Here is a 23,314-nt window from a genome sequence, read left to right as displayed (position 1 = left end):
CGGTGATTACGCCCCCACGTGTGCTGTCGGTGTGCGAAGCTGCCGAACTGTTATGGCCTGGTTCGGCCGGGGTGAAACACTGGGCAGGCTTGTGATGAAGGTCCGGTCAGGTTCTCGGTCAGGTTGCGTGTGTTCCGTGTACGGCGGGCAGCAGCCCCTGGTGTGGCCGGATCTCGTCTGGCAGAACTACGCAGCAGTAACCGGTACGCCCGGTATACCGGTATGCCGAATGAACCGGCAGACCGGCCGACGCGGCCGAGCACAGCAGTAACGGTCGACCCCTGCGGGAGGGACACAGTGGAGTCTGGCGCGGCGACGCGGACCACGAAGACGCGCGCGAAAGGCGGACGGTCCCTGGGCAAGCACGGCGGCACCACCGCCGTGGACACGGCTGCCCTGCACCGGTTGCTGGCGGCGCTCGTGTCCATGCGGGACGGGAACTTCCGCAAGCGGCTCACGGTGTCCGGCGACGGCGTGATGTCGGAGATCGCGGCGGTCTTCAACGAGGTGGCCGACCGCAATCTGCACCTGACGGGCGAGCTGTCCCGGGTACGGCGCATGGTGGGACGTGAGGGAAAACTCACGGAACGGCTGGAGACGGGCGCCTGCGAGGGCTCCTGGGCGTCCGCCATCGACGCCTCCAACGCCCTGGTCGACGATCTGGTCTGGCCCGTCTCCGAGGTCAGCCGGGTGCTGTCGGCGGTCGCCGAGGGTGATCTGTCGCCCCGGATGGAGCTGCGCACCCAGGGCCCGGACGGCACCGGGCACCCGCTGCGGGGCGAGTTCCTGAAGGTCGGCCGTACCGTCAACAACCTGGTCGACCAGCTGTCGACGTTCACCGACGAGGTCACGCGCGTGGCCAGCGAGGTGGGCACCGAGGGCAAGCTCGGCGGTCAGGCCCGGGTGCGCGGGCTCTCCGGTTCCTGGAAGGACCTGACGGACTCCGTCAACACGATGGCGTCCCGGCTGACGGCCCAGGTGCGGGACATCGCCCTGGTGACCACGGCGGTCGCCAAGGGTGACCTGTCACGCAAGGTCACCGTGCATGTCGCGGGCGAGATGCTGGAGCTGAAGAACACCGTCAACACGATGGTCGACCAGCTCTCCGCCTTCTCCTCGGAGGTGACGCGAGTCGCCCGTGAGGTCGGCACGGACGGCATCCTCGGTGGTCAGGCGCATGTTCCGGGCGTCGACGGCACCTGGAAGGAACTCACCGACTCGGTGAACCTGATGGCCGGCAACCTGACGGCCCAGGTGCGCGGGATCGCCCAGGTGACGACGGCGGTGGCCAACGGCGACCTGTCGCAGAAGGTGACCGTGCCGGCGCGCGGCGAGGTCGCGCAGCTCGCCGAGACGATCAACCAGATGACCGAGACGCTGCGGATCTTCGCGGACGAGGTCACGCGCGTGGCCAACGAGGTCGGTGCCGAGGGCCGCCTCGGCGGTCAGGCGACGGTGCCCGGTGTCGCGGGGACCTGGAAGGACCTGACGGACTCCGTCAACACGGTGTTCCGCAACCTCACCACGCAGGTGCGGGACATCGCCGCCGTGACGACGGCGGTGGCCAGCGGTGACCTGTCGCAGAAGGTCACCGTGGACGTGGCCGGCGAGATGCTGGAGCTGAAGAACACCGTCAACACGATGGTCGACCAGCTGTCGGCGTTCGGTGCCGAGGTGACGCGGGTCGCGCGGGAGATCGGTGTCGAGGGTGAGCTGGGCGGCCAGGCGCAGGTGCCGGGCGCGGCCGGGACCTGGAAGGACCTGACGGACTCCGTCAACACCGCGTTCCGCAACCTCACCGGGCAGGTCCGCAACATCGCCCAGGTGACGACGGCGGTGGCCAACGGCGACCTGTCGCAGAAGGTCACGGTCGACGTCTCCGGCGAGATGCTCCAGCTGAAGAACACCGTGAACACGATGGTGGACCAGTTGTCGAGCTTCGCCGACCAGGTGACGCGGATGGCCCGGGACGTGGGCACGGAGGGCCGCCTGGGTGGTCAGGCCCGCGTGGACGGCGTGTCGGGCACCTGGAAGGAGCTGACGGACTCCGTCAACTTCATGGCCGGAAACCTGACGTCCCAGGTGCGGCAGATCGCCCAGGTGACGACGGCCGTGGCGCGCGGCGACCTGTCCCAGAAGATCGACGTGGACGCGCGCGGGGAGATCCTGGAGCTGAAGAACACCATCAACACGATGGTCGACCAGCTGTCCGCCTTCGCCGACCAGGTGACCCGGGTGGCCCGTGAGGTGGGCACGGAGGGCCGCCTCGGTGGTCAGGCGCAGGTGCCCGGCGTGGCCGGTGTGTGGCGCGACCTGACGGACTCCGTGAACGGCATGGCCGGCAACCTGACGGCCCAGGTGCGCAACATCGCCCAGGTCGCCACCGCCGTGGCCCGCGGTGACCTCTCCCAGAAGATCACCGTGGACGCGCGCGGGGAGATCCAGGAGCTGAAGAACACCCTGAACACGATGGTGGACCAGCTGTCGTCGTTCGCCCAGGAGGTCACGCGTGTGGCCCGTGAGGTGGGCACGGAGGGCATCCTCGGAGGCCAGGCCGAGGTCCAGGGCGTCGCCGGCACCTGGAAGGACCTCACGCAGTCCGTGAACTTCATGGCGAACAACCTGACCGGTCAGGTGCGCAACATCGCCGAGGTCACGACTGCCGTCGCCAAGGGTGACCTGTCCAAGAAGATCACCGTCGACGCCAAGGGCGAGATCCTCGAACTGGTCACGACGGTCAACACGATGGTCGACCAGCTGTCCAGCTTCGCCGAGCAGGTGACCCGGGTGGCCCGTGAGGTGGGCACCGAGGGCATGCTGGGCGGCCAGGCCCATGTGCCGGGTGTCACGGGCATCTGGAAGGATCTGAGCAACAACGTCAACCTGATGGCCAACAACCTGACCATGCAGGTGCGGAACATCTCCCAGGTCGCCGCGGCGGTCGCCAACGGCGACCTGACCCGGCAGGTCACGATCGAGGCGAGCGGCGAGGTGGCGCAGCTCGCCGACACCATCAACACGATGGTCAAGACGCTGAGTTCGTTCGCCGACCAGGTCACCAAGGTGGCCCGCGAGGTGGGCACGGACGGCATCCTCGGCGGTCAGGCGCACGTGCCCGGTGTGGCCGGCACGTGGAAGGACCTCACCGAGTCGGTGAACCAGATGGCGTCCAACCTGACCGGTCAGGTGCGCAACATCGCCATGGTGACCACGGCCATCGCCAAGGGTGACCTGACCAAGAAGATCGACATCGACGCCCGGGGCGAGATCCTCGAACTGAAGACGACGATCAACACGATGGTCGACCAGTTGTCCAGCTTCGCCGAGGAGGTCACGCGTGTGGCCCGCGAGGTGGGCACCGAGGGGCAGCTCGGCGGACAGGCACGCGTGCGTGACGTCGACGGCACCTGGCGCGACCTCACCGAGTCGGTGAACGAGATGGCCGGGAATCTGACCCGGCAGGTGCGCGCCATCGCGCGCGTGGCGACCGCCGTGACCCGCGGCGACCTGAACCTGAAGATCGACGTGGACGCGTCCGGCGAGATCCAGGAACTGCAGGACTACATCAACAAGATGATCGCCAACCTGCGCGACACCACGATCGCCAACAAGGAGCAGGACTGGCTCAAGGGCAACCTCGCCCGCATCTCGGCGCTGATGCAGGGCCGCCGCGACCTGGAGGACGTGGCGTCGCTGATCATGAGCGAGCTGACGCCGGTCGTCTCCGCCCAGCACGGCGCCTTCTTCGTCGCGATGCCCCTCATGGAGGGCCAGGAGGCCGGCGGGGACGCCGAGGAGCAGTACGAACTGCGGATGCTCGGCAGCTACGGCTACTCGATGGGCTCCATGCCGACGTCGTTCCGGCCGGGCGAGGCGCTGATCGGCACCGCCGCGGAGGAGCGGCGCACGATCCTGGTGGAGAACGCGCCCAGCGGCTACCTGAAGATCTCCTCCGGGCTCGGCGAGGCCCCGCCCGCGCAGGTCATCGTCCTGCCGGTGCTGTTCGAGGGCACGGTGCTGGGCGTGATCGAGCTGGCGTCCTTCACGCCGTTCACGCAGATCCAGAAGGACTTCCTCAACCAGATCGCCGAGATGATCGCGACCAGCGTCAACACCATCTCGGTCAACACCAAGACCGAGCTGCTGCTCAAGCAGTCGCAGGAGCTGACAGAGCAGCTCAGGGAGCGGTCGGCGGAGCTGGAGAACCGGCAGAAGGCGCTGCAGGCCTCCAACGCCGAACTGGAGGAGAAGGCCGAGCTGCTGGCCCGGCAGAACCGTGACATCGAGGTGAAGAACACCGAGATCGAGGAGGCCCGGCAGGTCCTGGAGGAGCGCGCCGAGCAGCTCGCGGTGTCGATGCGGTACAAGAGCGAGTTCCTCGCCAACATGTCGCACGAGCTGCGCACGCCGCTCAACTCGCTGCTGATCCTGGCCAAGCTGCTCGCCGACAACGCCGACAGCAATCTGTCCCCGAAGCAGGTCGAGTTCGCCGAGACCATCCACGGCGCCGGGTCCGACCTGCTGCAGCTGATCAACGACATCCTGGACCTGTCCAAGGTCGAGGCGGGCAAAATGGACGTCTCCCCGACGCGCATCGCGCTCGTCCAGCTCGTGGACTACGTGGAGGCCACGTTCCGGCCGCTGACCGCGGAGAAGGGCCTGGACCTGTCGGTGCGGGTCTCCCCGGAGCTGCCGGCGACCCTGCACACCGACGAGCAGCGGCTGCTGCAGGTGCTGCGGAACCTGCTGTCGAACGCGGTGAAGTTCACCGACTCCGGGTCGGTGGAGCTGGTGATCCGGCCGGCCGGTGCGAACGTGCCGGTGGGTATCCGGGAACAGCTGCTGGAGGCCGGCTCGCTGAGCGATCCGGACGCGCCGCTCATCGCGTTCTCGGTGACCGACACCGGCATCGGCATCGCGGCCAGCAAGATGCGCGTGATCTTCGAGGCGTTCAAGCAGGCCGACGGCACGACCAGCCGCAAGTACGGCGGCACGGGCCTCGGTCTGTCGATCTCCCGGGAGATCGCCCAGCTGCTCGGCGGCGAGATCCACGCGCAGAGCGAACCCGGGCGGGGCTCGACGTTCACGCTGTACCTGCCGCTGCACCCGAGCGAACTGCCGCCGCAGGGCTACCAGCAGTCCATGCCCGCGCTGGAGGCCGGTGACCTGGTGGCCTCCGAGGCACGGCGGTCCTCGGAGCTGTCCGCGGCGGAGATCGAGACGCCGGCCGAGGTGAAGTCGTACCAGGAGACGCAGAACGGCCCCGCCGCGCTGTTCCGGCGCCGCCGCCGGAGCACACCGCCGGCGGCCGAGCAGCGGCTGGAGGAGTGGGCGGCGGGTGCCGAGCAGGACAGTGCGGCGGAGGCGGCCCACGCGGTGCGGTTCGGTGGCGAGAAGGTGCTGATCGTCGACGACGACATCCGCAACGTGTTCGCGCTCACCAGCGTCCTGGAGCAGCACGGGCTGTCGGTGCTGTACGCCGAGAACGGCCGCGAGGGCATCGAGGTCCTGGAGCAGCACGACGACGTGGCGGTCGTCCTGATGGACATCATGATGCCGGAGATGGACGGGTACGCCACGACCACGGCGATCCGCAGGATGCCGCAGTTCGCCGGGCTGCCGATCATCGCGCTGACCGCGAAGGCGATGAAGGGCGACCGGGAGAAGGCCATCGAGTCGGGCGCCTCCGACTACGTGACCAAGCCGGTCGACCCGGACCATCTGCTGTCCGTGATGCGGCAGTGGATGCGGGAGGAGTGAGGGAACGGCACGACCGGATGTGAACGTTGCGGGAACCCTCGGTGAGCACACGAGTTTCCTTTTCCGGGGGCCCGGCATGGTGTGGGAACGTGGGAATCCGGGAACCATCCGGTCTCCTGCCGCGTTTCCGCTGTGTGCACAGTGACATCGCGGTGACAGGGTGTGGCGACAGGCAGGGTGCGGCTACCATGACCGGCACAAGGACGGGCGGCGAAAGGGAGTCGTCCCCTGGGGCGGCGCCCGGTGTACCGCCGGGGCGAGGAGGGCGGGCCATGGTGCAGAAGGCCAAGATCCTCCTGGTCGATGACCGGCCGGAGAATCTGCTGGCGCTGGAGGCGATCCTCTCCGCGCTTGATCAGACGCTGGTGCGGGCATCGTCCGGGGAGGAAGCGCTCAAGGCACTGCTCACGGACGACTTCGCGGTCATTCTGCTGGACGTCCAGATGCCGGGCATGGACGGATTCGAGACCGCGGCGCACATCAAGCGGCGCGAGCGGACGCGGGACATCCCGATCATCTTCCTCACGGCGATCAACCACGGCCCGCACCACACCTTCCGGGGGTACGCGGCGGGTGCGGTCGACTACATCTCCAAGCCGTTCGACCCGTGGGTGCTGCGGGCGAAGGTGTCGGTGTTCGTCGAGCTGTACATGAAGAACTGCCAGCTGCGCGAGCAGGCGGCCCTGCTGCGGCTCCAGTTGGAGGGCAACGGCAAGGGCGGTGTCGGCGGCAAGGAGTCCACCGGGCTGCTCGCGGAACTGTCCGCGCGGCTCGCGGCCGTCGAGGAGCAGGCCGAGGCCCTGTCCAAACAGCTGGACGACGATTCCGCGGACGCGGCGGCGGTCGCCACCGCCGCCCATCTGGAACGCAAACTCACCGGCCTGCGCCGCGCGCTCGACGCCCTGGAGCCGGGAACCGGGAGCGGCAGCCCGGCGCTGCCGACGCAGAACTGACACCGGTGGGGCCCGTGTTGCCCATGAGCGGGCGTCAGCTTCGGGCCCCGGCAAGGGCGACACGAACGGGTGAACCAGTCGGCACACGTGTCCCCTGTCGTCTCCACCGGTAACCTCACTCCATGGCCACACGTCCCTCCGCAGCCAAGAAGCAGCCCGCGAAGAAGGCGGCCGCTCCCGCGAAGGCTCCGGCGAGGAAGGCCGCCGCGAAGAAGGCCCCGGCCGGGAAGGCGCCCGCCAAGAAGGCCCCGGCCAAGAAGGCAGCGCCGCCGCCCAAGCCGGCACCCAGCCCCACCGGGGGCGTCTACCGGCTCGTGCGCGCCCTCTGGCTGGGCCTGGCGCACGCCGTCGGCGCCGTCTTCCGGGGCATAGGGCAGGGCGCGAAGAACCTCGACCCGGCGCACCGGAAGGACGGCGTGGCCCTGCTGCTGTTCGGCCTCGCGCTGGTCGTCGCCGCGGGTACGTGGGCCGATCTGCGCGGACCCGTCGGCGACCTGGTGGAGATCCTGGTCACCGGCGCGTTCGGCCGGCTCGACCTGCTGGTGCCGATACTGCTCGCGGTGATCGGCGTACGGTTCGTCCGGCATCCGGAGAAGCAGGAGGCCAACGGCCGGATCGTGATCGGCCTGTCCGCGCTCGTCATCGGCGTGCTCGGCCAGGTCCACATCGCCTGCGGTTCGCCCGCCCGCAGCGGCGGCATGCAGGCCATAAGGGACGCCGGCGGCCTCATCGGCTGGGCGGCGGCGACCCCGCTGACGTACTCCATGTCCGAGGTGCTGGCCGTACCGCTGCTGGTGCTGCTCACCGTGTTCGGCCTGCTCGTGGTCACCGCCACGCCGGTCAACGCCATCCCGCAGCGGCTGCGCACGCTCGGCGTGAAGCTGGGCCTGCTGCCCGACCCGGAGGACGACGAGCTCACCGACGACGACGAGCGCTACGACGAGCAGTGGCGCGAGGCGCTGCCCGGGCGCCCCCGCAAGCGCCCGAGCGCCCCCCAGGCGTACGACCCCGACAGCGCGGAGGAGGCGGCGCTCACCCAGCGCCGGGGCCGGCCGCGGCGCTCGGCGGTGCCGCAGCCCGATCCGGCGCGGCACATGGACGCGGTGGACGTGGCGGCGGCGGCCGCGGCCGCTCTCGACGGCGCCGTCCTGCACGGCATGCCGCCGTCCCAGGTCGTCGCCGACCTCACCCAGGGCGTCAGCGTCGGCGACCGCGAGGAGACCACACCGGTCCCGGCGCCCTCGCCGTCGCCGTCGAAGGCCCCCTCCCCGTCGCCGGTCCCGGCGCCGGCCCGGCCCAAGCAGGAGAAGATCCCCTCCGGGAGCGTCCCCGACCTCACCAAGAAGGCGCCCGAAGCGGTCCGCGACCTGCCCGCGCGCGCGGAGCAGCTCCAGCTGTCCGGGGACATCACCTACGCCCTGCCCTCACTGGACCTCCTCACCCGCGGTGGCCCCGGCAAGGCGCGCAGCGCGGCCAACGACGCGGTCGTCGCCTCGCTCACCCAGGTCTTCACCGAGTTCAAGGTCGACGCGGCCGTCACCGGCTTCACCCGCGGCCCGACGGTCACCCGCTACGAGGTCGAGCTCGGCCCCGCCGTGAAGGTCGAGCGGATCACCGCCCTGACCAAGAACATCGCGTACGCCGTCGCCAGCCCGGACGTGCGGATCATCAGCCCGATCCCCGGCAAGTCCGCGGTCGGCATCGAGATCCCGAACACCGACCGGGAGATGGTCAACCTCGGTGACGTGCTGCGCCTCGCCGAGTCCGCCGAGGACGACGACCCGATGCTGGTCGCCTTCGGCAAGGACGTCGAGGGCGGGTACGTGATGCACTCGCTGGCGAAGATGCCGCACATGCTGGTCGCGGGCGCCACCGGTTCCGGCAAGTCGTCCTGCATCAACTGCCTGATCACCTCGGTCATGATGCGGGCGACGCCGGAGGACGTCCGGATGATCCTGGTCGACCCCAAGCGCGTCGAGCTGACCGCCTACGAGGGCATCCCGCACCTGATCACGCCGATCATCACCAACCCCAAGCGGGCCGCCGAGGCGCTGCAGTGGGTCGTGCGCGAGATGGACCTGCGCTACGACGACCTCGCCGCGTACGGCTACCGCCACATCGACGACTTCAATCGCGCCGTCCGCGAGGGCAAGGTCAAGCCGCCGGAGGGCAGCGAGCGGGAGCTGCAGCCGTACCCGTACCTGCTGGTGATCGTCGACGAGCTGGCCGACCTGATGATGGTGGCCCCCAGGGACGTCGAGGACGCGATCGTGCGGATCACGCAGCTCGCGCGCGCGGCCGGCATCCACCTGGTGCTCGCCACGCAGCGGCCGTCCGTCGACGTCGTCACCGGTCTGATCAAGGCCAATGTGCCGTCCCGGCTGGCCTTCGCCACCTCCTCGCTCGCCGACTCGCGGGTCATCCTCGACCAGCCGGGCGCGGAGAAGCTGATCGGCAAGGGCGACGGGCTGTTCCTGCCGATGGGCGCGAACAAGCCGACCCGTATGCAGGGCGCGTTCGTGACCGAGGAGGAGGTCGCGGTCGTCGTCCAGCACTGCAAGGACCAGATGGCGCCGGTCTTCCGGGACGACGTCACGGTGGGCACCAAGCAGAAGAAGGAGATCGACGAGGAAATCGGCGACGACCTCGACCTGCTGTGCCAGGCCGCCGAGCTGGTGGTCTCCACCCAGTTCGGGTCGACGTCCATGCTCCAGCGCAAGCTGCGGGTCGGTTTCGCCAAGGCCGGCCGGCTGATGGACCTCATGGAGTCCCGGAACATCGTCGGGCCCAGCGAGGGATCCAAGGCGCGTGATGTTCTTGTGAAAGCTGACGAACTGGACGGTGTGCTCGCCGTGATTCGCGGGGAGACGGAGGGTTAGGCAGGGGTCGGCCGTCCGGCCGAACGGACTGGGCCGGACGGCGGCACCGCCGTGATCCACCCGTTAGAGAACGGCGGGCAACCGTTTCCCTTTGCTGTACGTCAAGTTGAGGGAGAGGGCAGGTGCGGGTCCCAGCGGGGGATTTCGTGTCTGGCCGTGTCGTCGGATTGTCGGGCCAGTCCGATGGCGTACAAAGTCATACCGCCCGGTTGCCCCACCCTTTCGTACCCCCCCTAGACTGAACCTCCAGCAGGTGGCTACACGCTCGAAAGGCGCCCCCGTGTCCATCGGCAACTCCCCTGAAGACGAGCGTCCGTTCGAAGACGTGTCCGAGGAAGCCCGTCCCACCGTCGGGCGCGCCCTGCAGCAGGCGCGCATCGCGGCCGGGCTGACCGTCGACGACGTCAGCAGCGCCACTCGCGTCCGCATCGCCATCGTGCACGCCATCGAGGCCGACGACTTCGCCCCCTGCGGCGGCGACGTGTACGCCCGCGGCCACATCCGGACCCTGGCCAGGGCCGTCCGCCTCGATCCCGGCCCGCTGATCGAGCGGTACGACGCCGAGCACGGCGGCCGGCCCGCCCCGACCCCTGCCGCACCCCTGTTCGAGGCGGAGCGGATCCGTCCCGAGCGGCGCGGACCCAACTGGACCGCGGCCATGGTCGCGGCGATCGTCGCCGTGATCGGTTTCGTCGGATTCACCGCCTTCAAGGGCGGCGACAGCGGGAACGACGCCAAGTCCCAGGTAGCCGAGGGTGCCACGCCGAGCGCCAAGTCCGCCTCGCCCACACCCAAGAAGGACAAGCCGGCCCCACCCAAGTCCGAGCCGTCCGACAGCGCCATCGCGGCGGCCCCCCAGGACAAGGTGACCGTCCAGGTCAGCGCCCCCAACGGGCGCAGCTGGATCTCCGCCAAGGACCACAACGGGCGGATGCTCTTCGACGGGCTGCTGAAGAAGGGCGAGTCCAAGACCTTCCAGGACAGCTCCAAGATCAACCTGATCCTCGGCGACGCCGGCGCCATCCAGCTCTACGTCAACGGCAAGAAGATCGAGGACGACTTCCAGCCGGGCGCGGTGGAGCGCCTGACATACACCAAGGGCGACCCCGAGGTCGGCTGACAGCCGCTCGCGGGAAGCCGTCCAGCGGGGTTGGCCAAGATCGGCCAACCCCGTCGACGTGGGGTGTCGTACGGACGAAGTAGTCTTGAGCCCATGCCTGAACGCCGTACCGTCGCACTCGTCACTCTCGGCTGCGCCCGTAACGAGGTGGACTCGGAGGAGCTCGCAGGCCGTTTGGAGGCGGACGGCTGGCAGCTCGTGGAGGACGCCGCTGACGCGGACGTCGCCGTGGTCAACACCTGTGGCTTCGTGGAAGCCGCCAAGAAGGACTCCGTCGACGCCCTCCTGGAGGCCAACGACCTCAAGGACCATGGCAGAACCCAGGCCGTCGTGGCGGTGGGCTGCATGGCCGAGCGGTACGGCAAGGAGCTGGCCGAGGCCCTCCCCGAGGCCGACGGCGTGCTCGGATTCGACGACTACGCCGACATCTCCGACCGCCTGCAGACCATCCTCTCCGGCGGCATCCACGCCGCCCACACCCCCCGCGACCGACGCAAGCTCCTGCCGATCAGCCCGGCCGAGCGCCAGGAATCGGCCACGACCGTAGCGCTGCCCGGCCACGGCCCGGCCGACCTCCCCGAGGGCGTCGCGCCCCTCTCCGGCCCCCGCGCGCCCCTGCGCCGCCGGCTGGACGGCGCGCCCGTCGCCTCCGTCAAGCTCGCCTCCGGCTGCGACCGCCGCTGCTCGTTCTGCGCCATCCCCTCCTTCCGCGGCTCGTTCATCTCACGCCGCCCGAGCGACGTGCTGAACGAGACCCGCTGGCTGGCCGAGCAGGGCGTGAAGGAGATCATGCTGGTCTCCGAGAACAACACCTCCTACGGCAAGGACCTGGGCGACATCCGCCTGCTGGAGTCCCTCCTGCCCGAGCTGGCCGAGGTCGACGGCATCGAACGCGTGCGCGTCAGCTACCTCCAGCCGGCAGAGATGCGCCCCGGCCTGATCGACGTACTGACCTCCACCCCGAAGGTCGCCCCCTACTTCGACCTGTCCTTCCAGCACTCCGCGCCCGGCGTGCTGCGCGCCATGCGCCGCTTCGGCGACACCGACCGCTTTCTGGAGCTGCTCGACACCATCCGCGGCAAGGCGCCGCAGGCTGGCGTGCGCTCCAACTTCATCGTCGGCTTCCCCGGCGAGTCCGAGGCCGACCTGGCCGAACTGGAGCGCTTCCTGAGCGGCGCCCGCCTGGACGCCATCGGCGTGTTCGGCTACTCCGACGAGGAGGGCACGGAAGCGGCCACCTACACCGGCAAGCTCGACGGCGACGTCGTCGCCGAGCGGCTGGCCCGCGTCTCCCGGCTCGCCGAGGAACTCGTCTCGCAGCGCGCCGAGGAGCGTCTCGGCGAGACCGTGCACGTCCTCGTCGAGTCCGTCGACGACGAGGAGGGGATGTACGGCCGCGCCGCGCACCAGGCGCCGGAAACCGACGGCCAGGTGCTGCTCACGAGCGGCGAGGGCCTGACCGCGGGACGTATGGTCGAGGCGAAGGTGGTCGGTACGGAGGGTGTCGACCTGGTCGCCGAGCCGCTCACCGGCTCGCTCGGGTGTAGTGAGGAGGCGGGCAGATGACCGGAGTCCCGGCATCCGCCGCGGGCGGCTCCTCCGGCGCCCAGGGCGCCCGGGGTTCCGCCGCCGCGGCCGACGGCGCCGCTCCCGCCGCTGCTGCTCCCGCGGCTCCCGCTCATGCTTCGACTCCCGCCACCGCTCCTGCTCCGGCCGCGGACGCCGGCGTGACGGGTGAGGCCCGGCCCGCGCGCGGGAAGAAGATCACGGCCGCCGCCGTCAACCAGGCCAGCGTGTGGAACGTCGCCAACCTGCTGACGATGCTGCGGCTGGTCCTGGTGCCCGGCTTCGTGGTGCTGATGCTGGAGAATGGCGGGTACGACCCGGCCTGGCGCTCCCTCGCCTGGGCGGCCTTCGCCATCGCCATGATCACCGACCTGTTCGACGGGCACCTGGCGCGGACCTACAACCTGGTCACCGACTTCGGCAAGATCGCCGACCCCATCGCCGACAAGGCGATCATGGGCGCGGCGCTCGTGTGCCTGTCCGCCCTGGGCGACCTGCCCTGGTGGGTCACGGCCGTGATCCTCGGCCGGGAACTCGGCATCACGCTGCTGCGTTTCCTGGTCATCCGGTACGGCGTGATCCCGGCCAGCCGCGGCGGCAAGCTCAAGACCCTCACCCAGGGCGTGGCGGTCGGTATGTACGTGCTGGCGCTGACGGGGTGGCTGGCGACCCTGAGGTTCTGGGTGATGGCCGTGGCCGTCGTCCTCACCGTGGTCACCGGCCTCGACTATGTGAGACAGGCCATTGTGCTGCGCCGGCAGGGAATCGCCGAGCGCGCGGCCGCGTTGGAGGAGACGGAAGAGTGAGTCTGCCGGCCACCGAACTGGTGCGACTACTGACCGTGAGGGGCGAGACGCTCGCGGTGGCCGAGTCGCTCACCGGTGGTCTGGTCGCGGCGGAGATCACGTCCGTCCCCGGGGCGTCGAAGGTGTTCCGGGGTTCGGTCACCGCCTACGCCACCGGACTCAAGCATGATCTGCTGGGTGTCGACGCCACCCTGCTGGAGCAGCGCGGAGCGGTGGATCCGCAGGTCGCGGCCCAGATGGCCGCAGGTGTGCGGGAGGCGTTGGGCGCCGACTGGGGCATCGCGACCACCGGAGTCGCGGGACCCGATCCGCAGGACGGCCAGCCGGTCGGCACGGTGTTCGTGGCCGCCGACGGGCCCCGGAGCGCGGTTCCCGGTTCTGCCGGTGGCGGAAGAGTCGAGGCCCTGCGGTTGAACGGCGACCGTGCGGAAATCCGTATGGAGAGTGTACGGAGCGTGCTCGCGCTCCTCCTGAGGGAGCTGGCGGGCCGACAGACCGGGAACGAGCGGGCACAGGATACGGAACGGAACGGGGGGTTTTGATGTTTGCAGCCCTGAGTGAACACGACATCGCTCCCCGCACGGCCGCGGCGCGAGGCGGTACGGTGGGGCGTGAAGGATGCGGCTACGCGGTCCGAGGAGGGAGCCACCGATGATTCTGCTCCGTCGCCTGCTGGGTGACGTGCTGCGTCGGCAGCGCCAACGCCAGGGCCGTACTCTGCGCGAAGTCTCCTCGTCCGCCCGAGTCTCACTCGGCTATCTCTCCGAGGTGGAGCGGGGGCAGAAGGAGGCTTCCTCCGAGCTGCTCTCCGCCATCTGCGACGCGCTGGACGTACGGATGTCGGAACTCATGCGAGAAGTGAGCGACGAGCTGGCGCTCGCCGAGCTGGCCCAGTCCGCAGCGGCCACCGACCCTGTACCCGCACCGGTCCGCCCGATGCTGGGTTCCGTGTCGGTGACGGGTGTGCCACCGGAACGGGTGACCATCAAGGCGCCCGCCGAAGCGGTGGACGTCGTCGCTGCCTGAGCGTGTGTGTGAGGCCCCGGCCGGGGCCGCTCCGGAAGTCCGGAGCCGGTGCGGCCGGGGCCTCGCCGTGTCCGGGCGCCTGCGGGTGGGCCTCGTGCGTCCGTTTGCCGGTGCGGGCCGGTGCGGTCATGGTGGAGGGACGCGGGGGCCTACCACCGGAGCGTGCGTATGAACGTCGTGAAGAGTCCGTTGCCCGACGACGCCCTGAAGACCGTGGGCGAGGCGCTGCAGGGCGCCCTCGTCGATCTGCTGGACCTCTCCCTGGTCGCGAAGCAGATCCACTGGAACGTCGTCGGGCCCCGCTTCCGGTCCGTCCACCTGCAGCTCGACGAGGTCGTGACCACCGCCCGCACCCACGCCGACACGGTCGCCGAACGGGCGTCGGCGCTGGGCGTCTCGCCGGACGGACGCGCCGCCACGATCTCCTCCGGCAGCGGCATCGGAGACACTCCGGCGGGCTGGATCAAGGACGGGGACGGGGTCGGCGCGATGGTGGACGCCCTGGGCGCGGTGATCACCCGTATGCGCGAGCGGGTGGAGTCCACCGGCGAGCCCGACCCGGTCACGCAGGACATCTTCATCGGCATCACGGCGGACCTGGAGAAGCATCACTGGATGTTCCAGGCGGAGAACGCCTAGCCGTCTGTTCCGCGGTGCATCGGTGAGCCCCTTGGTGCGCCTGTCACGCCGGTGAGGCGGCGTTCTAGGGTCCGGGCGGAGGAGGCGGGCACATGATGCGGCGGGCACTGCGGTGGGCGGCCGCTCTCGGGTGCGGGGCCGTGTGGTGGTGGGCCGCGGTGCGGATCGCCCTCGGGGAAGGCGCGGGCGTGCTCGAAGGGGCCGTCGTGGCCGGCGGCTGGGGGATCAGCCTGCTGCCGGTGCGCTGTGTGCCCAAGGGACAGGCGGAGGGGGCCGTGCGGGCGGGGCGGTGGTCCGACGCCTGGCGGGCGAGCGACGCTACCAGGGCATCGCCACACCGCCGTTGGGACGCAGGATCTGACCCGTCGTGAACGCCGAGGCGTCGGACGCCAGGTACAGCACCGTATGCGCGACGTCCTCCGGCTCGCCCACCCGGCCCAGCGGTGCCATCCGCGCCATCACCGACTCGGTGTGCGCCTGGGCCTCGCCGTCATGACGGTCCGTCATGGGCGTGCGGATCCAGCCCGGCGCGACCGCGTTGACCCGGATGCCGTGCCGGCCGACCTCGGTGGCCAGCGTCTTCGTCAGCTGGACCACGGCCGCCTTCGCCGCGCCGTAGCAGAGTAGGCCCGGCCCGCCGGTGTCGACCGCGCCGGACGCCATGGTCACGATGCTGCCCCGGGTCCCGTGGGCGAGCATCAGCCGGGCCGCCTCCTGGCACGCGTGCAGCACGCCCTTGAAGTTGACGCTCATCACCCGGTCGAGATCCTCGTCCAGCGTCTCCAGCACGGGGCTGCTGTGCATGATCCCGGCGATCGCCGCCATCACGTCCAGACGGCCGCAGGAACGGACGGCCTGGCCGAGCCGCGCCCGGTCGGTGACGTCCAGGACGTGCGTACGGGCCGTGCCGCCGCGCTCCTCGATCAGCTTGCCCGTGCCCCGCAAGCCGTCCACGTCCCGGTCGGCACAGTGCACCGTGGCGCCCGCCTCGGCGAGCAGGACGGCCGAGGCCCGACCGATGCCGCCGGCGGCGCCGGTGACGAACGCGGTGCGCCCGGTGAGGTCGTACGCCGTGAGGGCCATTCCCCGACGGTACGAGCATTTCTGATGGTCCGTCAATTGTCTCGGCGGGGATAGCGGTCACGCCACTTCTGGGCTGATCCCGGTGCGGGTGCGGGGCCCTGCTGGCAGGACGGGCACCAGTAGGTGGGGCGTTCCTGGGAGCCGTCACCCTGGTCGGCCACGCGGACGGGCGTGCGGCAGCGCAGACAGGGGCGGGACGCACGGCCGTAGACGAACAGGTCGTGGTGGCGGACGCCCGTCGTCTGCCGGATCGGGCGGTCGCGGTTGGCCTCCAGCAGCTTCTTGGCGAGCGCGGGCAACCGGGCGGCGTGGTCCTCGGGCAGCGCGCCGACGGGCAGCCAGGGGGTCACGCCGAGCAGGAAGCACAGCTCGCTCTTGTAGACGTTGCCGATACCCGCGAGATTGCGCTGGTCGAGCAGGGCCTCGCCGAGGGGGCGGGAGGGCTCGGCGAGCAGGTTGGACAGGGCGCGCCCGGCGTCCCAGTCGGGGCCCAGCAGATCGGGGCCGAGATGACCGACGGCCCGTTCCTCCTCGGCGGTGCGCAGGAACTCCAGGACGGGGAGGCGGTAGCCCACCGCGGTGCGGCCGGCCGCGGCGAGGATCGCCCGGATCTGGTGCCCGGGGCCGCCGCGCCAGCGCTCACCCTCGCCGTAGACCTTCCAGGCACCCTCCATGCGGAGGTGGGTGTGCAGGGTGAAACCGCCCTCGAACCGGGTCAGCAGGTGCTTGCCGCGCGCCACGGTGTCCAGGACCGTCCGCCCGGTGAGGTCGACCGTGGCGTACTTCGGCACCCGGAAGTCGCTGCGGGTGAGCACTTCGCCGGCCAGGGCGCTGTGCAGCCGCCGGGCTGCCTGCCACACCGTGTCACCTTCGGGCATGGTTCAAGCGTGCCATGGGGCGACCGAGGGCGGGCCCGGGGTGCGGGATGCGCGAGCCAAGGTGCGGGGTGCGGGACCCGGGCCCGGGGTGCGGGAGCCCGGCTCGGGGCCCGGGGTGCGGGTGCGGCCTCTGGTCAGGCTCTGAGGCGCAGGCCGCGCGGGGTCGCGATGAAGCCGGCTCCTTCCAGGAGGGCGCCCAGAGGGGAGGTCAGGGCGGAGGCTCCGTTGATCCGTTCCACCGTGACCGTGCCGAGGGAGCCCGCGCGGGCGGCCGCGGCCAACGCCTCCGCCGCCGTACGGAGCCGGGGGTCGTCGACGGCGGCGGTGTCCGGGTCGCACGGCCAGGCCAGCAGTGTCTTGCCGCCGCGCTCCATGTACAGCGTCAGCTGGCCCTCCACCAGCACGACGAGCGAGCCCGCCTTGCGGCCCGCCTTGTGCCCGGCCCCGGTCGGTGACTCCGGCCAGGGCAGCGCCGCGCCGTACGCGTTCGCCGGGTCGGCCGCGGCCAGGACGACGGCACGCGGGTCTCCGCCGGGGGTTCGGGCACCGGTACGCCGGTTGCCGAAGCTCCGGTCCGGGCCTCGGCCCGCACCCGGTCCCTGCCCGAAGCCGCCGCCTCTGGGGCCGCCGTAGCCGGGCGAGGCGAAGGGATCCGCCGGGGCGAGGTCGCGGGGGGAGACGTAGTCACCGGGGGCGGTGGTGTGACCGTCCGGCGGCCAGGTGAAATCGCCTTCCACCCCTGGGTGCCCGTACCCGGGGTCCGACCGGTCCGCTCCGCCGGGAGCCGCGTGGCCGCCGTCCGGGAAGGGCAGGGGGCCGAGCGGGTCGGTGCCGGTGCCCGGAAACGCGGCCGAGCCGAAGGCGGGCGAGGCGCCGTCGGTACGGGCGGGGGCGGACAGGCCCTCGTTCCGGTCGCGGGCGTTGGACACCGCGCGCAGGCGGTCGACCGCGCCGTCCATCGCGAACTGGGCGGCGCCCAGCCCTTCCACCACATAACCGCGCCGCGCCTGGCCGCTCTCCTCGAACGCGGACAGGACCCGGTACACCGCGGAGAAACCGCCCTCGACGCCCTCCGCCGCGACGGCTCCCCGGGTGACCACGCCGTGCCGGTCGAGGAGGGTGCGGGCCAGCGCGTGCGCCCGCACAGTGGCGTCCGGTTCGGGTGCGGGCAGCAGGGACCAGCGGCCGGCCACGGTCGGCGGCCCGGTCCGGGAGGCGGTGCGGGCGGCGGCGGTCAGCGAACCGTAGCGCCCGCGCGGGACCGCGCGCTTGGCGCGGTGGGCCGTCGATCCGGCTGTACGACCCGAGCCCAGCACGGAGCGCATCGGCGCGAGCGTGTCATTGGTCAGCCGGCCCGACCAGGCCAGGTCCCAGACGGCGTCCGCCAGCTGGGGATCGGTGACCTCGGGGTGGGTCGTCGCGCGGATCTGGTCGGCGATCTGGCGGAAGAACAGTCCGTAGCCGCCGGACAGGGCGTCCAGGACGGACTGGTGCAGCGCGGTCAGCTCCAGCGGATGCGGTGGCGGGAGGAGCAGGGGCGCCGCGTCCGCCAGATACAGCGAGACCCAGCCGTCCTTGCCGGGCAGCGAGCCCGCCCCGGCCCACACCACCTCCCCAGCGGCGGTGAGTTCGTCGAGCATGGACGGCGTGTAGCCGGCCACGCGGGAGGGGAGCACCAGCTTCTCCAGCGCCGAGGCGGGCACGGACGCCCCCTGCGCCTGTTCGATGGCACGCACCAGCCCGTCGATGCCCCGCAGCCCGTGTCCCGTGCCGATGTGCTGCCACTGCGGCAGGAACTGCGCGAGCGCCGCCGGCGGCACCGGCTCCAGCTCGTGCCGCAGTGCGGCCAGCGAACGGCGCCGCAACCGGCGCAGCACGGCCGCGTCGCACCACTCCTGTCCGATGCCCGCCGGATGGAACTCGCCCTGGACGACACGGCCGCCCGCCGCGAGCCGCTGCAGGGCGCCCTCGGTGACCGCAACGCCCAGACCGAACCGGGCCGCCGCGGTGGCCGAGGTGAACGGCCCGTGGGTGCGGGCGTAGCGCGCGAGGAGGTCGCCCAGCGGTTCCTTGACCGGCTCCGTGAACGCCTCGGGGACGCCGACCGGCAGCGCCGTGCCGAGTGCGTCGCGCAGCCGGCCCGCGTCCTCGACCGCTGCCCAGTGGTCCGCGCCGGCGATCCGGACCCGGATGGCGCGGCGGGCGGCGGCGAGCTCGCCCGCCCACGCGGGTTCGGCGCCCCGCTCGGCCAGTTCGGCGTCCGTCAGGGGGCCGAGCACCCGCAGCACGTCCGCCACGCCTTCCACGTCCTTGAGCCGGCGGTCCTCGGTCAGCCACTGGATCTCCCGCTCCAGCTCGGTCAGCACCTCGGCGTCCAGCAGCTCCCGCAGCTCCGCCTGGCCCAGCAGCTCGGCCAGCAGCCGCGAGTCCAGGGACAGGGCGGCGGCGCGGCGCTCGGCGAGCGGGGAGTCTCCCTCGTACAGGAACTGGGCCACGTAGCCGAAGAGGAGGGAGCGCGCGAACGGGGAGGGCTCGGGGGTGGTGACCTCCACGAGCCGGACCTTGCGGGCTTCGATGTCGCCCATCAGCTCGACGAGCCCGGGGACGTCGAAGACGTCCTGGAGGCACTCGCGGACCGCCTCCAGCACGATCGGGAACGACCCGAACTCGCTCGCCACCTGCAGCAGTTGCGCCGCCCGCTGACGCTGCTGCCACAGCGGGGTGCGCTTGCCCGGGTTGCGGCGCGGCAGCAGCAGCGCGCGGGCGGCGCACTCGCGGAAGCGGGAGGCGAACAGGGCGGAGCCGCCGACCTGGTCCGTGACCACCTGGTCGACCTCGCCCTTGTCGAAGGCCACGTCCGCCGCGCCGACCGGCGCCTGCTCGCTGTCGTACTCGGCGCCCGCCTTCACGGGCTCCTGGTCGAGCAGGTCCAGGCCCATCAGATCGGCGTCCGGCAGGCGCAGCACGATGCCGTCGTCGGCGTGCATGACCTGCGCGTCCATGCCGTACCGCTCGGAGAGACGAGCGCCGAGGGCGAGCGCCCAGGGCGCGTGGACCTGCGCGCCGAAGGGGGAGTGGACGACGACCCGCCAGTCGCCCAGCTCGTCACGGAAGCGCTCGACGACGATCGTGCGGTCGTCCGGGATGTGGCCGCAGGCCTCGCGCTGCTCGTCCAGGTAGGACAGGACGTTGTCCACGGCCCAGGCGTCCAGGCCCGCCGCGAGTAGCCGCAGCCGGGCGTCGTCCTTGGCCAGGGAGCCGACCTCCCGCAGGAACGCGCCGACCGCGCGGCCCAGCTCCAGCGGCCGGCCCAGCTGGTCGCCCTTCCAGAACGGCAGCCTGCCCGGCACCCCCGGAGCCGGCGAGACCAGGACCCGGTCGCGCGTGATGTCCTCGATGCGCCAGGAACTCGTCCCCAGCGTGAAGACGTCCCCCACCCGGGACTCGTACACCATCTCCTCGTCCAGCTCGCCGACCAGGCCGCCGCCTTTCTTGGGGTCGGAACCGGCGAGGAACACCCCGAACAGACCGCGGTCGGGGATCGTGCCGCCGGAGGTGACGGCGAGCCGCTGGGCGCCCGGACGCCCGGTGACCGTACCGGCGACGCGGTCCCACACCACGCGCGGGCGCAGCTCCGCGAAGGCGTCCGAGGGATAGCGGCCGGCGAGCATGTCCAGGGTGGCCGTGAACGCCGACTCGGGCAGCGAGGCGAAGGGGGCGGCACGGCGGACGACCGCGAGCAGGTCGTCGAACTGCCAGGTGTCCAGCGCGGTCATGGCGACCAGTTGCTGGGCCAGCACGTCCAGCGGATTCGCGGGCACCCGCAGGGACTCGATGGAGCCCGAACGCATCCGCTCGGTGACCACCGCCGCCTGGACCAGGTCGCCCCGGTACTTGGGGAAGACCACACCGGTGGAGACGGCACCCACCTGGTGTCCCGCGCGGCCCACCCGCTGCAGTCCGGAGGCCACCGAGGGCGGCGATTCGACCTGGACGACGAGGTCGACCGCGCCCATGTCGATGCCCAGCTCCAGGCTGGACGTGGCGACCACGGCGGGCAGCCGGCCCGCTTTCAGGTCCTCCTCCACCAGGGCGCGCTGCTCCTTGGAGACCGAACCGTGGTGCGCGCGGGCGATCACCGCGGGCGCGCCCTGGGCCGCGCCGGAACCGCCCATCAGTTCGGCCGGCGCGTGGTGTTCGTCCAGCGGCTCGCCGGTCGCCCGCTCGTACGCGATCTCGTTGAGCCGGTTGCACAGCCGCTCCGCCAGGCGCCGCGAGTTGGCGAACACGATGGTGGACCGGTGCGCCTGCACCAGGTCGGCGATCCGCTCCTCCACGTGCGGCCAGATCGACGGCCGCTCCGCCCCGTCGTTCCCGTCGGCCGCGGGTGAGCCGCCCAGCTCGCCCATGTCCTCGACCGGGACGACCACGGACAGGTCGAACTCCTTGCCGGACTCCGGCTGGACGATTTCCACCTTGCGGCGCGGCGAGAGGTACCGGGCGACCTCGTCCACCGGGCGCACGGTCGCCGACAGGCCGATCCTGCGGGCGGGCCGCGGCAGCAACTCGTCCAGTCGCTCCAGGGACAGCGCGAGGTGCGCGCCGCGCTTGGTGCCCGCCACCGCGTGCACCTCGTCCAGGATCACCGTCTCCACCCCTGTCAGCGCGTCGCGCGTGGCCGACGTCAGCATCAGGAACAGCGACTCGGGGGTGGTGATCAGGATGTCCGGCGGGCGGGTGGACAGCGCGCGGCGCTCGGCGGCCGGCGTGTCGCCCGAGCGGATGCCCACCCTGACCTCGGGCTCGGGCAGGCCCAGGCGCACGGACTCGTGGCGGATGCCGGTCAGCGGGCTGCGCAGGTTCCGCTCGACGTCGACCGCGAGGGCCTTCAGCGGCGACACGTACAGCACCCGGCAGCGCTTCCTGGGGTCGGCCGGCGGAGGGGCGGACGCCAGCTGGTCCAGGGCGGCGAGGAAGGCGGCCAGGGTCTTGCCGGAGCCGGTCGGGGCGACCACGAGCACGTCCGAGCCCTCGCCGATGGCCCGCCACGCACCCGCCTGGGCCGCGGTGGGCGCGGAGAACGCCCCCGTGAACCAGCCGCGGGTCGCGGGCGAGAAGCCGTCGAGGGCTCGGTGTGCGGAGCTGACCATGCGTCCATCCTGCACCCGGCCACTGACAATCGGCCTGACCTGCGCAAACGAGGCGCCGAGGCCGGGGCGGGGCCCGGGGCCGGGACTGTGGGTGGGGTCGGCTTGAGGGTCGGGGCCGGAGCCGGGGCCGGGGCCGGGCTGAGGTCGGCTTCAGGGGTGGGGCCCTGGCGGGGACGAGCGCAGCCGGACCGGTCGGCGCGGCTCCGCCGACGACGCGGCTCAGCCGACGAAGCGGCCGTACGCCCTGAGGGTGCGCAGCGCCTCGATGGTCACCGCGGGACGCGACTCCAGCGCGACGACCGGTGCCCACTGGCGCCAGCGGATCGGCCAGCCGCCGTCCTCCTGCTGCTCGGCGGCGAGGTGGTCCAGCGAACGGGTCATCTCCTCGTCCGTGAACCACGCTCGCGCGAGCGAGTCCGGGCCGGGCGCGAAGTCGTGCGGGAAGTGGTGCTCGCCGGGGGCGTAGCCGGGCGCGACCGGGTACGCGTCGAGCCGGTCCGGATCGAGCGCCGCCAGCCGCTGTTCGCGGACCAGACGGCCGAGACGGTCGGCGGCGGCCTCCGCGCGCGGGCGGTCCGGGGCCCAGTCCAGGAAGGCGACGGCGGCCTCCACCTCGTAGGGATGGGACTTCTCCAGCGACTCCACGGCCTGCCAGCAGAAGTCGGTGGCCCGGAACAGCCAGGCGTGCCATACCTCGTTGCGGTGCAGCAGACCCACCACCGGGCCGGTGGCGAGCAGCTCGCCCGGCGGATCGTCCACGACCGGGACGAACGGGGCCGCCGGGTAGCCGCGCTGGCCGGCGAGGACCGCCGGGAGCGCGCCGTCCGCCGTGGAGACGGCGGTCAGGTAACGGCACACCCGGTCCACCCGCTGCCCGCCGCAGCGCCCGATGGCGTCCAGGACGCGCAGCGCGCGGGCGACGTGCAGGGGCTGGCTCACCGGACCGCGCAGATCGGGCTCCAGCGCATGACCGTATCCGCCGTCCTCGTCGCGGTAGGCGTCCAGTGCGGCCTCCACCGGTTCGGGGGCGCCGTTCAGGAAGTGGTACGCGAAGAGGCGCTGCTCCAGCACGCGCGCGGTGAGCCAGACGAACTGTTCGGCGCGGAAGAGCGGGGAACGCGCCGGGGGCGTGGAGGGGAGGGGGGAAGCTCCTGTGTCAGCCATGGATGAGACCGTAGGGTGGAAAGCGGTCTCGGCAAGCGGTCCCGGGCGGGCCCCACTCTCAGGGGCGGGATACTGGGGTCATGCGGTTGACGGTCTTCTGGCAGCGGATGGACGAACACTTCGGTTCGGGGTACGCCGAGAACTTCGCGCGCGACCACGTCATGTCCGAGCTGGGCGGGCGCACGGTGAACGAGGCGCTGGACGCGGGCTGGGAGGCCAAGGACGTGTGGCGCGTGGTCTGCTCGGTGATGGACGTGCCGGGGGAGAGGCGCTGAACCAGGAGGCGGCCG

At 71.6% G+C, this 23,314-nt stretch carries 14 protein-coding genes; 10 read left to right on the top strand and 4 right to left on the bottom strand.

Features of this window, described 5'->3' with window-relative positions:
• Positions 1 to 297 precede the first annotated feature (297 nt).
• From DBP14_RS07300 to DBP14_RS07260, 9 genes are all read left to right on the top strand, one after another.
• The gene (locus tag DBP14_RS07300; protein ID WP_129306218.1) at positions 298 to 5,760 is read left to right on the top strand and encodes a HAMP domain-containing protein; all 5,463 of its coding nucleotides are present in this window, start codon (positions 298 to 300) and stop codon (positions 5,758 to 5,760) included.
• A 272-nt stretch (positions 5,761 to 6,032) separates the two neighbouring features.
• Entirely contained in the window at positions 6,033 to 6,713 is a 681-nt protein-coding gene (locus DBP14_RS07295; RefSeq protein WP_129306217.1) for a response regulator, read from the top strand.
• A 122-nt stretch (positions 6,714 to 6,835) separates the two neighbouring features.
• Entirely contained in the window at positions 6,836 to 9,592 is a 2,757-nt protein-coding gene (locus DBP14_RS07290) for a DNA translocase FtsK (protein WP_129306216.1), read from the top strand.
• A 280-nt stretch (positions 9,593 to 9,872) separates the two neighbouring features.
• Positions 9,873 to 10,712 (top strand): helix-turn-helix domain-containing protein, encoded by an 840-nt coding sequence (locus DBP14_RS07285; protein ID WP_129306215.1) that lies wholly within the window; start codon positions 9,873 to 9,875, stop codon positions 10,710 to 10,712.
• Between the two features lie 93 nt (positions 10,713 to 10,805).
• Positions 10,806 to 12,278: a 30S ribosomal protein S12 methylthiotransferase RimO gene (gene rimO / locus DBP14_RS07280; protein WP_129306214.1), complete on the top strand. Its 1,473-nt coding sequence runs from the start codon at positions 10,806 to 10,808 to the stop codon at positions 12,276 to 12,278.
• Entirely contained in the window at positions 12,275 to 13,084 is an 810-nt protein-coding gene (gene pgsA, locus DBP14_RS07275) for a CDP-diacylglycerol--glycerol-3-phosphate 3-phosphatidyltransferase (RefSeq protein ID WP_129306213.1), read from the top strand. The genes rimO and pgsA overlap by 4 nt, the downstream gene beginning before the upstream one ends.
• On the top strand, positions 13,081 to 13,626 hold the full coding sequence (locus DBP14_RS07270) for a CinA family protein (RefSeq protein ID WP_129306212.1): 546 nt from the start codon (positions 13,081 to 13,083) through the stop codon (positions 13,624 to 13,626). Before pgsA ends, DBP14_RS07270 begins: the two co-directional genes overlap by 4 nt.
• 109 nt (positions 13,627 to 13,735) lie before the next feature.
• On the top strand, positions 13,736 to 14,110 hold the full coding sequence (locus DBP14_RS07265) for a helix-turn-helix transcriptional regulator (protein WP_129306211.1): 375 nt from the start codon (positions 13,736 to 13,738) through the stop codon (positions 14,108 to 14,110).
• A gap of 168 nt (positions 14,111 to 14,278) precedes the next feature.
• Positions 14,279 to 14,749 carry a DNA starvation/stationary phase protection protein gene (locus tag DBP14_RS07260; protein ID WP_129306210.1) on the top strand — a complete coding sequence of 157 codons (471 nt, stop codon included), beginning with the start codon at positions 14,279 to 14,281 and terminating at the stop codon, positions 14,747 to 14,749.
• A gap of 318 nt (positions 14,750 to 15,067) precedes the next feature.
• Here DBP14_RS07260 and DBP14_RS07250 read toward each other — a convergent pair whose 3' ends face one another.
• From DBP14_RS07250 to DBP14_RS07230, 4 genes are all read right to left on the bottom strand, one after another.
• Positions 15,068 to 15,832 (bottom strand): SDR family NAD(P)-dependent oxidoreductase, encoded by a 765-nt coding sequence (locus tag DBP14_RS07250; RefSeq protein WP_129306208.1) that lies wholly within the window; start codon positions 15,830 to 15,832, stop codon positions 15,068 to 15,070.
• Positions 15,833 to 15,864: 32 nt separating this feature from the next.
• On the bottom strand, positions 15,865 to 16,710 hold the full coding sequence (locus DBP14_RS07245) for a DNA-formamidopyrimidine glycosylase family protein (RefSeq protein WP_129306207.1): 846 nt from the start codon (positions 16,708 to 16,710) through the stop codon (positions 15,865 to 15,867).
• A gap of 134 nt (positions 16,711 to 16,844) precedes the next feature.
• Complete coding sequence (locus DBP14_RS07240) at positions 16,845 to 21,860, bottom strand: ATP-dependent helicase (protein WP_129306206.1); 5,016 nt, start codon at positions 21,858 to 21,860, stop codon at positions 16,845 to 16,847.
• A gap of 219 nt (positions 21,861 to 22,079) precedes the next feature.
• Positions 22,080 to 23,024, bottom strand: coding sequence for a hypothetical protein (locus tag DBP14_RS07230; protein ID WP_129306205.1), 945 nt, complete (start codon positions 23,022 to 23,024; stop codon positions 22,080 to 22,082).
• An 80-nt stretch (positions 23,025 to 23,104) separates the two neighbouring features.
• Here DBP14_RS07230 and DBP14_RS07225 point away from each other — a divergent pair, with 80 nt between their 5' ends.
• The gene (locus DBP14_RS07225; protein ID WP_129306204.1) at positions 23,105 to 23,299 is read left to right on the top strand and encodes a DUF3046 domain-containing protein; all 195 of its coding nucleotides are present in this window, start codon (positions 23,105 to 23,107) and stop codon (positions 23,297 to 23,299) included.
• Positions 23,300 to 23,314 lie beyond the last annotated feature (15 nt).

The organism is Streptomyces sp. L2, assembly GCF_004124325.1.
Taxonomy (GTDB): domain Bacteria; phylum Actinomycetota; class Actinomycetes; order Streptomycetales; family Streptomycetaceae; genus Streptomyces.
The sequence above is the reverse complement of the archived record's forward strand: the minus strand, read 5'-3'. Positions and strand labels throughout refer to the sequence as shown.